We start from the raw sequence: 11,809 nt of genomic DNA on the forward strand, positions 1-11,809 counted from the left end.
CGGCTGGCTGCACTACTACAACCATCACCGGCCCCACACAGCCTGCAGCAACCAGCCGCCCTTCTCACGATTGACCAACGTGTCCGGTCAGTACATCTAGAGATCGCTGTGGGCGAGCCGAACATGCTCAAAGAGCTTAGCCTCACGACCCGGCTGATATTGCCGAAACGGTGCAGGGGTGGGTGGGTCGTGGTGCGTCAGTGCTGCACATCATCCGTGACAGCTCGGTCATCGGCACGGTCAGGCTCGAGGACAAGGTTCGCGAGGAATCCCGGGCCGCGGTGAAGGCTCTGCAGGCGCGCGGAGTGAAGGTCGCGTGGTTTAGGTGAGCCGATCCTGCGTGGATGGATCCAACCGCCGGGTGTTGACTGCTTCCATGACTGATGCGCAAGCCCCTATTGAGCCCCATGACAGTGGTGTGGCGGCACGGTTGAACTGGTTGCGGGCTGCCGTGCTGGGCGCCAACGACGGGATCGTGTCCACAGCGGCCACGGTGATCGGGGTCGCCGGGGTGACGAACACTCTCGCGCCGATCCTGATCGCCGGTACCGCCGCCGTGGTGGGCGGATCGGTCTCGATGGCCCTGGGCGAATACGTGTCGGTCAGCAGCCAGAAGGACAGTCAGGAAGCACTGATCGAGAAAGAGAGGCAGGAGCTGCGGGAGGATCCCGACGGCGAACTCGACGAGCTTGCCGGGTTGTACGAGGCAAAAGGGCTCACGCCTGCCACGGCCCGGCAGGTTGCTGTCGAACTGACCGGCCATGATGTCCTGGCCGCCCACCTCTCAGCGGAACTGAACATCGACGAACTCGAAGTCGCAAACCCCTGGCATGCGGCGTTCGCGTCCGCTGCAGCATTCGCGGCCGGTGCCGTCCTGCCGATGCTCGCGATCCTCCTGCTCCCGGCGGACGTCCGCATACCCCTGACCTTCGTCGCGGTCCTGGTGGCACTGACGATCACCGGGGCTGTCAGCGCCCACGTCGGCGGGAGCTCCCGGCGCCGCGCCATGCTCCGACTCGTCATCGGCGGGGCGCTGGCGATGGCATTCACCTACCTCGTCGGAGCCCTCCTTGGCACCACTGGCATTGCATGATCAATCACGCGCCGATCTGAAGTCACCCAGGTAACTCCCTGCAGGTACTCAGCCAACGCAGCCCCGTCGAGGCCTAGCTTCATAAGCAGGGCTCACACTAACCGCACGTCCCATTCACGTTGAAGGAGTCATCCCATGATCGAAATCGGTGGTCTACCGGCGCACATCCTGCTCATCCACGCCGTCGTGGTCCTCGCGCCGATCGCCGGACTCCTGGCAGTCCTGTTCGCAGTCGCACCCCGGCTGCGCCCCCGCCTGGCGTGGCCCCTGGGTATCCTGGCGGTCCTGCTCGCACCACTGTCCCTCCTGACAGCGGAAGCTGGCGAACAACTCGAGCGCAGCATGCCCGAATCTGCGCTCATCGAAGCGCACGCAGAGCAAGGAGACCTCTTCAAAGCCCTCGCCCTGGTATTCCTCGTCGTCGTCGCAGCCCAACTCCTCACCGCATTCCCTCAGGCCTTGATCCGGCCCCAGCGGCTTCGTGGTCTACGAGGTCTTCTCAGCACACGCCCGGTTCAGATCCTCGCCGTCATCCTCGGCGTGGCCGGCGGACTCGTCATCATCTACCAAAGCATCATCACCGGGCATTCGGGTTCTGCCTCCGTCTGGGGCGGATAGACCTGTGCGACTGACCGTCTCACAAAAACAGGTCACCCTTACCGGTGCGGTAGGGGTGACCTGTTCGTGTTTCGTGGGGGGAGGTTAGGCGAGGGTGGTGGCGTCGATGACGAAGCGGTAGCGGACGTCGGAGTTAAGGACTCGCTCGTAGGCGTCGTTGATCTCGTCGGCTCCGATGAGCTCGGTCTCGGGGTGGATGCCGTGCTCGGCGCAGAAATCCAGCATCTCCTGGGTTTCGCGGATCCCGCCGATCATGGAACCGGCCCAGCTGCGTCGGCCCGGGATGAGGGCGAATGCGGGGACCGGGAGGGGCTCGGACGGCGCCCCAACGTTCACGAGGGTCCCGTCGACCTTGAGGAGGCCGAGGTAGGCGCCCATGTCAACGTTGGCTGAAACCGTGTTGATGATCAGGTCGAACGAGTTCGCGAGCTCCGTGAAGGTCTCCGGATCCTTCGTGGCGTAGTGGGCCTTCGCGCCAAAGCGGAGGGAATCGTCCTTCTTGGAGGTCGTCTGCGAGAGCACGGTGACGTCCGCGCCGAGCGCTGCGGCGATCTTCACACCCATATGACCCAGACCACCCAGGCCCACGATGGCCACCTTCGTGTTCGGGCCTGCCTTCCAGTGGTGCAGCGGCGAGTAGAGCGTGATCCCGGCGCAGAGCAGCGGGGCCACCTTATCGAAGTCGAGGCTCTCGGGGACGCGGAGCACGAAGTCCTCCGTGACGACGACGGCCTGCGAGTAACCGCCCTGGGTGATGGTGCCGTCGACGGGATCGACGCCTCCATACGTCTGGATGTTTCCCTTGCTGCAGTACTGCTCGTCGCCGCGGACGCAGTACTCGCACTCACCACAAGAATTGACCATGCAGCCCACGCCCACACGGTCGCCGACCTTGTGCTTGGTGACCTCGGAGCCGATTTCGCTCACGGTGCCGACGATCTCGTGGCCGACGACCTGGGGGTACTGAATGTCTCCCCACTCGCCGCGGACGGTGTGGATGTCGGAATGGCAGACGCCGGAGTAGGCGATGTCGATCAGGACATCCTTCGGGCCGACGTCGCGGCGCTCGATGGTGGTCCTGATCAGCGGTTCCGTGGCAGACGGTGCCGCGATGGCGTTGACGGTGCGCATGATTCTCCTACGAGGGTGGTGCGGGAATGATGGACGTGCGGGTCCGGCTTCAAAGGATGTCGAGGCCGATACGTCAGCAACTCCACCGCGTCCGAGGTCGGGGCCGCCGCGGACGCCAGTCCCAAGCATATCGACCGCTGTGAGCTCCTCACGGGCGAGGGTGAGGTCGAACACATCAAAGTTCCACGCGATGCGGCTAGGAGTGCTCGACTACGAGATGGTCTGTCGCCCCCGCTGCAGGTGCCAGCGAAACATCAGCGGCTCAATGCATGATCAGCGGTGTTGCCGGCGTCCGCTGAGGAGTCCCGGCAACACCAGTACTACTCACGTGTTTCGCTGTAGTTTGGCCAGCTGTCAGCGGAAGTCACCTCATCATCCAAGGCGATTTTGGATGCCAGCTGACTCAGATTCGGATCCATCGCAGGAACGACGCTTCTCGTCTAAGCACTTCCGATCGCCAGATACCTATACACCGTCGCCCGGCTGGCCCCGATGATCTTCCCAATATCGGCCGGTGCTACCCCTTGAGATTTCAAATCAAGGGCGCGCTTGACCTTCGCATGGTCCGCGGTGACTTCCCGTCTGCCAGCTTTCCTCCCATACTCCGCCGCTGCAGCCATACCTGCCCGTGTCCGCTCAGCCAGTTGATCACGCTCTAGCTGCGCAAAAGCTGACATCACCGTCAGCATCGCCCTACCCATCGAACCGGTCGTGCTGATGCCCTCGGTAACACTGCGGAAGTGCACTCCCCTGTGCTCCAAATCATCGATGAGGGCCAGCAGGTTCCGGGTGTTGCGTCCCAGCCGGTCCAGTTTCCACACCACCACCTCATCCCCCGCGCGGAGATGATCCAGGAGCTTGTCGAGCTCGGGGCGGCTCGCCCTCGTCCCACTCACCCCGTGATCGGTAAAAACCCGCTCACACCCAGCCGCTTTCAAAGCCGCGTGCTGCAGATCCGCGTTCTGCTCCAACGTGCTGACCCTCGCATACCCAATACTTCCCATAGCCATGTCTCTCATACTCAACAAACGTCACTTTCATTATTGATGAGAATATACCTCGTGAGACACATTGCTGGGACGCCACGCCACTTCCAACTCCCCCGCGAACACTGAACACCACCGACCGACCGCCGACCCCAGCCGTAAGTCCAGTCAAACGATCCTTAGTTGAGATAGGTCACCAGCAGTGTTAGGTGCCGTAGAAAGCGGCTAGTACCGATCGGCAGCGTCAGCTGGGCGCACCAGCATGACGAAAGAGTCCTCGGCAGTCGTCGGGGGCTTCTCGCGTTCTGGGCTCTGTGGCTATATCTGCTTGTCGGCGATGTGCCTGCAGTGAGGGCATACCGCGCCCTCTCCGTCGGCGGCAGAACGGGGCAGGACGCCGTTGCACTGGCCGCACAGGACCATGCCTGCCTGTGCACTCTCCTTCTCGGCCTGCAGCTTTGTACGCATGTCGATGGCACCGTTTACAAGCCAAGTTCCGATGATGGCAGCAGATACGGTGGTCCCCGCTGCGGCAACCACCTTGAGCCCACCAGCTTTTCCCCACCCACCGTTGGCTAAGGTCCCGAGCCCAAGCCGAGCCAGCGTGGAATCAATTCGGGCGACACCATGCAGGTCTCTGATCCAGGCACCCGTACCCGCGTGGCCAAACCCTGCTCCCCACATCACAGCCCTTTCGGTCACCTCGTTCACCTTCGGGCTCAGCACTATGGGTGCCAGCTTCGGGTCGCCCAGCAGGGGTGCCACCGCAACAGCGATTTCCTTCGCTCCACGTACCCTGATTTTGGCAATCGCGACCCGGTGCTGGACCTGCTGGCCTATTTCGTCCCGCTTCTTGCCCATGCCATTCCTCATCTCGCTCCGCGAGCAGCCCGGCCGCTCCGTGGCCCACTGGGCGACTGCGATGCACTCTACGGATCTCGACCGGCGTAGGACAGGGTTCCTGCCGGTCTCGAAGCAGATCACTGTGGCGTTGGGGTGTACTGGAGTACCCAGATAGTAGTTGGATCAGTAAGCCCGGTGAGGCCATGGAAAGTGAAGGAACCTCGTACCGACTCGGGGTCACATAGAGTGACACCGACTTGAATCAAACTTCCTCGGCTGTAGGAGCGCAATGACCGACCACGTTTTCGAGATGAGCCTGAGCCTCAACGTGCTCAATCATCTCGGTATCAACCTGTACAGCAACCATCCCGCTGTCCTTTCGGAAACCGTTGCGAACGCCTGGGACGCAGACGCCTCCACCGTATCCATAAATCTTAACGTGGATGAGGAAAAGATTGTCGTTCAAGATGATGGAATCGGCATGACGGTCGAAGACATCAACACTAGATTCTTGAGAGTCGGCTATCGTCGCCGGGACTCAAAGGAGACAGCAACAACCCCATCCGGCCGGCCTGTGATGGGACGAAAAGGCATCGGCAAACTAGCTTTGTTCAGTGTCGCCAAGGAGATTCTCGTCGAGACAATCCGCAATGGAGAAAGAAGTGCACTCCTGATGGAACTGGACGAAATCAACACCAGGATCGGTGGTAACGATCCCGGATTGACCCGCCCTTACCACCCAAAAGTTATGCCGGTTGACTCAATTGATTTCCAACGAGGAACCCGAATCACCCTCACCAAGCTCAAGAAAAGCATAAATAAAACTGCGCCTCATCTACGTCGACGCCTTGCACGCCGTTTCAGCGTCATCGGAACCGAACACAACTTTGCGGTATCGATCGGCGGCCAGCCCCTGACCGTTACAGATAGGGACCTGACCGGTAAAAGCCAGTACATCTGGATCTACGGATCACCCGAACAACAGGCACGGGTTGAAACTTCTCTTACCCACAGCCCTCGGATCGAGAAACGCTCAAGTCAAACCACTTCCGGCATGGTGGTGAGTGGCTGGATTGGAACGGCTATCGACACCGCTTCCCTCCGCGACGCCACCGGGGAGGAGCATATGAACAGAATCCCCCTCATGATTCGGGGCAAACTCGCGCAGGAAGATATCCTCGACAGCTTCAACGAGGTTGGAATCTTCAAAAGCTATCTGTTTGGTGAGATACACGCTGACTTTTTGGACCAGGATGATCACGACGACATTGCAACAAGTAGCCGTCAAAACATTGTGCAAGACGACGAGAGGTACCGAGCACTCCTTGACTTTGTGGAAGTAGAGATTAAGCACATTAAAAGGAACTGGACCGAGTTTCGGAACTCCGAGGGAACGACAACTGCACTAGCGGTCCCCGAAATCAACGACTGGTTCTCCACCCTTGGACTAGATACCAAAGCAAAAGCCAAACGCTTGTTTGGAAAGATCAACCAGCTCGGGCTTCCAGACGCTGACCGTAACGAAGTTTTCGCACAAGGTGTTCTTGCTTTCGAGATCATGCGCCAAAAGGACAATCTCGATGCACTGGATAGTGTATCGGCGGCGGACATTGCTGGCCTAGGGAAAGTACTCAATACAAGCGCCGATCTTGAAGCGGCGATGTACCACAAGATCGTCGCATCTCGTTTGGCTATCATTGACAAGCTCCAACAGCTAGTGAACGACGACGAAAAAGAAAAATTTCTCCAGTCCCACATCTTCGAGCATCTCTGGCTCTTGGACTCAGGTTGGGAAAGAGCCTCTGTCCCCACCATGGAGATGAGCATGAAGAAAGCGTTCGAAGAGATCAGCGGAAAGCTGACCCAGACAGAACGCGATTCGCGCTACGACATCAGATACCAAAAGACCTCTGGCCAACACGTGATCATTGAACTCAAGCGTGCCGGCGTGGTCACTGACACCGATGCCCTCAGCTCGCAGGTCAGGAAGTACCGGAAGGCGCTAACGCACTGGCTAGCAGATCAGAACCGATCAGGAGAACCTCACTCGATTATCTGCGTAGTCGGGAAGGAGCTCCGTGATTGGAGCGATCCGGGCGGTCGTCAAGACAGTGCAGATCAGTTACGGGTCATCGATACTCGAGTCGTCATGTACGACGAGCTGCTGCAGAATGCTCGCAACTCATATGACGACTTCCTTCGGGAGTCGGAAGGGATCGGGCGCGTGCAAAAGATACTGAATGCTCTCGTACCTGCTCCGGTCTCGAGCTAGTGTCAGACGCTGGTCGAGAACCAACCGCCGCCGCTTGACAAATATAGAAGTAGCCCTTTATTACAATGAACCAGCTAGGCAGGTAACACACCTATTTTAGGCTCAGATTATCCTAGCGAGAAATGCCTGACAAGAAACGCAATTCTTAGTCGCGCTACGAAAACTAGATTTGAGCGATCGATCGCAGGCGGCGAAACTAAGAGAAAATACTCAAAAGGGGACCCCATTTCCCAGTATCAGGAAAGGGAAGGGGCCATGTTGTATATGGACAATCAGATAAAGCGCAAATCCCGCCAGAAAAAATCTCGACATTAGCCGACTTAAAGTTTTCAGCAACAGCAGCAGGAGCCATTATACCTACTTTGGGACCACTTAATTGAGTCTTAGTCAAAATTCGCTTATCCCTTGTAAGGAAAATGTGAGCACCAATGGCCTGAGCTTCTAGAACAAGGTCTCGATCTGCACCGGATGGTAATCCCTTTTCCTCACCAATAGAAGAGCAAGGAGGTGGTGACATGTTTACAGCTTCATCCCAGTTGCCGACCTGAAAGGCAAGTGATTCAGCAATTGCCTCTACAGCAGGGGCCTGAGATACACGAAAGCGCTCCGTCCGCTTTCGTGCATCAGTAAGGGATCGGGGCGTGACTATAAAACGGATATCGCGAACCATCCACAGATCGAGGATACGTGCCAAACCATCTAGGTCCTCCTCATATCCAGCGTCCAGTCCCGTAATCTGATCACCGTTCAACAGCGCCGACCCGTGTTGTCGTAAGTCGATTAGGATGTTCGAGTCAAGTGCCATGATCAGAGGCCCGTGATATTTGGGAGGGAGAAGGCTGAGGGCATCATTGCAAAAGCCCAGGCCCCCGTTTTCGCCAAGGTCGTGCAACATTTTACTAGCTTACCTCCGAAACCGGTCGCCAAAGTGGAGATTGTTGTTCTGGTCCAACTGGCTACATCCTACGATCTACATGAATTCCGGTAGGACTGCTTATTGTTGGCGTTTCGGTATCAACCCTTGCCTCTGCTACCGACCTCCCTCTGCGTACCGTGGTAGATACACCGGCCCTCTGGGTGCCGTGGTAGACACATCGGCGCGGCATCCGCCCTTATCAACTGTGGCATCGTTTGTGTTCTGTGACCTTGCACCTTCCGCCGCTCCGTCGGACGTAACCACAAACACGTTCTGTAGCACTTCACGACCGGGTCCGGCTTCGACCCGTCATCACCGATCCAAGAGGGATGGCGCCGTACGCTTGATCCATGCCTCACCTCCCACCCGATAATGTCGTTTCGATCACCAGTAGTCGGCCCAAAGTCCTAGAGTTCTTCGCTGGCGTGGGGCTGGCTCGCCTTGGTTTGGAACGGTCTGGGTTCCGTGTGGCGTGGGCGAACGACTACGAGCCCGACAAGCACGCCATGTACTCAGCCCACTTCAGGGACGAGGAGTTGGGATGCGAGCACACCTTCGAACTAGGGGACGTGTTTGCTGTAGATCGCGCTGCGATACCGCTAGACGCTTCCCTTGCTTGGGGCTCCTCACCGTGCACCGACCTCTCTCTCGCTGGGTCTAGGGGTGGCATACGGGCAGGAGAGTCCAATGCTTTTTGGGGTTTCGTCGACGTTCTTCGCGATCTAGGAAGCAACCGCCCGGACGTGACCGTTCTGGAGAACGTTGTAGGCCTAGCAACCAGCCACGGTGGGGACGATCTTGCAGCTGCGATTCGAGCGTTCAACGACCTTGGATACTCCGTCGACGTTGTCGTCCTGGATGCACGTCGTTTCATCCCACAATCTCGACCACGCCTGTTCCTGGTAGGAGCGCAAAACCCTCCGGAGACTACGACGATTTCAGACCCCGAGCTCCGACCAGACTTCCTCTCCTGGGTCTTTAACGACGAGACGCTTCGGACCCATCAGATGGAGTTACCCAAACTGCCGGTTCCTCTAACCACCGGCCTCGATGAGTACGTTGAAACCATGCCTTTGGCCGATGAACGCTGGTGGGATAAGGACCGCACGGAGGCTTTCGTTCAGTCACTGTCCCCTATACAAGCAGCTCGACTCCGGACGCTTCGCTCAGCGTCGGGTGTCACCTACCGAACCGCCTACCGCCGGACTCGAAACGGCGTCGCAACATGGGAAGTCCGCCCTGATGACATCTCTGGATGCCTGCGCACGGCACGCGGAGGATCCTCGAAGCAGGCTGTCGTGCGTGTCGGAAACAAGCGCGTACAAGTGCGCTGGATGACGCCGCTGGAGTATGCACGATTGATGGGAGCGCAGGACTACAACCTAGTTGGAGCAAGAACTAACCAAGCCCTGTTCGCCTTCGGTGATGCCGTGGCCGTTCCTGCTGTTGAGTGGCTCGGGAAGCACTATCTAATGCCGCTGGTGAAAGGTCTCTCGACAGCTCGTTCTACGGTGGCATCAGTTGTCTAGTAAGAGTGCTTCCTCACCGATTCCCAAGCCCCGGAAACCCACCAAAAAGAGCCTGCCAGCCGATGACGTACGTCGGTTCCGCAACTCTCTCGAAGATTTCCAGAACGCAACCGACGACCAGGGCCGTAAGTGGGTTGACGCTAAATGGGGCATCTACGCATTCTACGACTACGACGGGGAACCGATCTATGTCGGCCAAACTAACGAGCAACTGCGAACTCGGATCAGGCGACATTTGACAAACCAGCGCACCGATGCAGTAGCGATGCGGATCTTGGACGTTTTTGAAGTGGCGGAAGCGGAAGTATGGCCAATTTGGGAATTGCAAGACATTTCGGGGAAGGACAAGGAAGCAAAACATAGTCTCGACGCATATGAGTACAGTGCTTACCTTGATGCGATTGAGAAGTCACGGTTCAAAGCGATTCTTAATGAAAAGATTCCTCCCCTGTCGGATCACGTTGACCTACCGGCGTCACTTCGATGGCAGTTCGTCGATGAAGAAACGCGCGCAGACCGCGGCCACCCTGACATCCGTATCGCCCGTCGAGCAGAAACCATTGCTCGTCTGACAGCTGTCGCACGCGAACGAGGTGAGGTTACTGAGGGATTACGCCGAGTAATCGTGGTACAGGCCGTTCGCCTTGCCTACCTTTCTGCCGTTCGTCTCGCTCACGCTGAAGGACGCTCAACTCCTCCGGCTGATGCCATCAATATCGAGAAACTGATTGGTTCCGTCCTCTTCGAGCAGTCGGACCCCACTGGTGAGACTGATACAGATGAGATGGAGGCAGACATTGATGACTAAACTGCCTCCAGATGATCCTCGTCATGGTACGACCAATGGGTACGGAAACCATGATTGTCGCTGCGACGACTGTCGGGCAGCTCACTCAGCAGCGCACAACGAGTACATGCGCAAAGTCCGCGCTAATCGCGCTCTTGTACAAAAAAGTGCGCAGCATGGCACCCCTTACCGATATGACGTCGGATGCCGGTGCGATAGCTGTCGCCAAGCTCATAATGCGAAATCGAGGGCAACAAAAGCACGATTGCGTCAACAAACGCAGTCGTCGTGATTTTTTCAGTAACGCCCCGTCATTCTTCTAGATGCCAGCGTTGGACATCGGGAAAGTACTCTGACCTATAGTTTTCAGAAGCCTTTACCCACGGAATTTCTTCAGGTATTATCGGATAATTTCTGTAACACGCTAATCAAAAACGCGGCCTTTTCTTAAATCCAAAAGTAGGTTACAGTAAATATCAAGACTAGATTACTGGAAGGCTCAAGTTTTGACACTTTATGTTTACGTCGATAATTCCAACGTGTGGATTGAAGGAATGCGTTTAAGTGCAGTAAAAAAAGGTTTAGCTAAGGATATTTATGAAGCAATGAATAAGAAAATTAGTGACCCATCTTGGACATACGATTTTGGTCAGTTGTATAAGTGCATTTGCCCTGATACTGCGCAGATTGGCCGCTCAAGTTTGTTCGGGTCTTTACCACCAGATAATGACTCTCTCTGGGAGCTTGCCAAAAAAGAAGGGTTTGAAGTCTTTACTTTTGCCAGAAACGCAGCAAATAAAGAAAAGCAAGTAGACGTTGCTATAGCTACACAGATACTCTCGGATTCTTTTCAGTACATGAAGCCTGGGGACAAAGTCGTTCTTGTTTCTGGAGACAGAGACTACCTACCAGTGATCGAGAACCTAAAAGATCGAAATTTCGAGACAGTTGTAACTTTCTGGGAGCACGCAACTGGAAAGGAACTTAAGACTGCCCCGGTTTCTTTTTCTCCACTTGATCCACTATTTGATCACTTAACTCGAAAATAGATTCTAGGCAAATAATCGTTTTCCATAATTGACTCTAATAGCCGGGCTACGACCTTGTCCTTCTCAAGTTGTCGACTACCTGCCCGAGACTGAAAAGCGTCAGTGATGGAATAGGTGGTATCGGTAACAGTGATGGTTCGATCAGTTATGGATCGATAATGCGAGCACTTACATATCACAAACTGCTGGACGCGCACAAAAAAACAGCGCGAATGTGTGCTCGCCTGGAAAGTACTTATAGACGATCGGTTGCTCCAAGATTCAGCTACCCGCTCTGCCACCTATGATCTGCTGCACGAATGGGTGACTCTGCGCGGCGCCACCTGAGCAGACCGACGCTTCGACGCACGAAGTCGAAGCCCATGTCATGCGCGCTGTTATCGACGCGTAGACGGGTCTACTGCACGAATATGTGAAGATGCCACCTGTTCGTGCAGCAGACCCTCACACCAGGTTCAGGCGAGGTAGCCACTCCCGCCGTAGCTCCTCTTCTAGGTGTACTGACCGGACACGTTGGTCAATCGTGAGAAGGGCGGCTGGTTGCTGCAGGCTGTGTGGGGCCGGTGATGGTTGTAGTAGTGCAGC

Annotated in this window: 10 protein-coding genes and 1 pseudogene; 7 read left to right on the top strand and 4 right to left on the bottom strand. The window is 56.7% G+C overall.

Annotation, left to right across the window (positions count from 1 at the left end; translation table 11 throughout):
• Positions 1 to 99: 99 nt before the first annotated feature.
• The 3 genes and pseudogenes from ACIQCY_RS17905 to ACIQCY_RS17915 all read left to right on the top strand — a co-directional run.
• A pseudogene (locus tag ACIQCY_RS17905) lies at positions 100 to 317 on the top strand (heavy metal translocating P-type ATPase); the annotation flags it as partial.
• A 59-nt stretch (positions 318 to 376) separates the two neighbouring features.
• Complete coding sequence (locus ACIQCY_RS17910; protein ID WP_026040850.1) at positions 377 to 1,093, top strand: VIT family protein; 717 nt, start codon at positions 377 to 379, stop codon at positions 1,091 to 1,093.
• A gap of 135 nt (positions 1,094 to 1,228) precedes the next feature.
• The gene (locus ACIQCY_RS17915; protein WP_400485163.1) at positions 1,229 to 1,711 is read left to right on the top strand and encodes a hypothetical protein; all 483 of its coding nucleotides are present in this window, start codon (positions 1,229 to 1,231) and stop codon (positions 1,709 to 1,711) included.
• An 84-nt stretch (positions 1,712 to 1,795) separates the two neighbouring features.
• Here the strand turns inward: ACIQCY_RS17915 and ACIQCY_RS17920 are convergent, their stop codons facing one another.
• From ACIQCY_RS17920 to ACIQCY_RS17930, 3 genes are all read right to left on the bottom strand, one after another.
• The gene (locus ACIQCY_RS17920) at positions 1,796 to 2,842 is read right to left on the bottom strand and encodes an NAD(P)-dependent alcohol dehydrogenase (protein ID WP_400485164.1); all 1,047 of its coding nucleotides are present in this window, start codon (positions 2,840 to 2,842) and stop codon (positions 1,796 to 1,798) included.
• Positions 2,843 to 3,282: 440 nt separating this feature from the next.
• Entirely contained in the window at positions 3,283 to 3,846 is a 564-nt protein-coding gene (locus ACIQCY_RS17925; RefSeq protein WP_026040852.1) for a recombinase family protein, read from the bottom strand.
• A gap of 300 nt (positions 3,847 to 4,146) precedes the next feature.
• A complete protein-coding gene (locus ACIQCY_RS17930) occupies positions 4,147 to 4,689 on the bottom strand; it encodes a hypothetical protein (protein ID WP_400485165.1) in 543 nt (180 codons plus the stop codon).
• Positions 4,690 to 4,960: 271 nt separating this feature from the next.
• On the opposite strand from ACIQCY_RS17930, the gene ACIQCY_RS17935 reads away from it, so the two are divergent.
• Positions 4,961 to 6,943: an ATP-binding protein gene (locus ACIQCY_RS17935; protein ID WP_400485166.1), complete on the top strand. Its 1,983-nt coding sequence runs from the start codon at positions 4,961 to 4,963 to the stop codon at positions 6,941 to 6,943.
• Positions 6,944 to 7,139: 196 nt separating this feature from the next.
• Here ACIQCY_RS17935 and ACIQCY_RS17940 read toward each other — a convergent pair whose 3' ends face one another.
• Entirely contained in the window at positions 7,140 to 7,838 is a 699-nt protein-coding gene (locus ACIQCY_RS17940) for a hypothetical protein (RefSeq protein WP_400485167.1), read from the bottom strand.
• 371 nt (positions 7,839 to 8,209) lie between these two features.
• Here ACIQCY_RS17940 and ACIQCY_RS17945 point away from each other — a divergent pair, with 371 nt between their 5' ends.
• The 3 genes from ACIQCY_RS17945 (at position 8,210) to ACIQCY_RS17955 (ending at position 11,224) form a co-directional block, all read left to right on the top strand.
• A complete protein-coding gene (locus tag ACIQCY_RS17945; protein ID WP_400485168.1) occupies positions 8,210 to 9,388 on the top strand; it encodes a DNA cytosine methyltransferase in 1,179 nt (392 codons plus the stop codon).
• Entirely contained in the window at positions 9,381 to 10,196 is an 816-nt protein-coding gene (locus tag ACIQCY_RS17950; protein WP_400485169.1) for a GIY-YIG nuclease family protein, read from the top strand. The genes ACIQCY_RS17945 and ACIQCY_RS17950 overlap by 8 nt, the downstream gene beginning before the upstream one ends.
• 518 nt (positions 10,197 to 10,714) lie before the next feature.
• On the top strand, positions 10,715 to 11,224 hold the full coding sequence (locus ACIQCY_RS17955; RefSeq protein ID WP_400485170.1) for an NYN domain-containing protein: 510 nt from the start codon (positions 10,715 to 10,717) through the stop codon (positions 11,222 to 11,224).
• The last annotated feature ends 585 nt before the right edge of the window (positions 11,225 to 11,809 follow it).

The sequence above is a fragment of the Arthrobacter sp. NPDC092385 genome, assembly GCF_044755105.1.
Lineage (GTDB): Bacteria > Actinomycetota > Actinomycetes > Actinomycetales > Micrococcaceae > Arthrobacter_D.

Coding starts and splice junctions, on each gene's coding strand:
- ACIQCY_RS17930 (WP_400485165.1), bottom strand. CDS start 4,689: ATGGGCAAGAAGCGGGACGAAATAGGCCAGCAGGTCCAGCACCGGGTC.
- ACIQCY_RS17915 (WP_400485163.1), top strand. CDS start 1,229: ATGATCGAAATCGGTGGTCTACCGGCGCACATCCTGCTCATCCACGCC.
- ACIQCY_RS17945 (WP_400485168.1), top strand. CDS start 8,210: ATGCCTCACCTCCCACCCGATAATGTCGTTTCGATCACCAGTAGTCGG.
- ACIQCY_RS17925 (WP_026040852.1), bottom strand. CDS start 3,846: ATGGGAAGTATTGGGTATGCGAGGGTCAGCACGTTGGAGCAGAACGCG.
- ACIQCY_RS17920 (WP_400485164.1), bottom strand. CDS start 2,842: ATGCGCACCGTCAACGCCATCGCGGCACCGTCTGCCACGGAACCGCTG.
- ACIQCY_RS17910 (WP_026040850.1), top strand. CDS start 377: ATGACTGATGCGCAAGCCCCTATTGAGCCCCATGACAGTGGTGTGGCG.
- ACIQCY_RS17940 (WP_400485167.1), bottom strand. CDS start 7,838: ATGTTGCACGACCTTGGCGAAAACGGGGGCCTGGGCTTTTGCAATGAT.
- ACIQCY_RS17935 (WP_400485166.1), top strand. CDS start 4,961: ATGACCGACCACGTTTTCGAGATGAGCCTGAGCCTCAACGTGCTCAAT.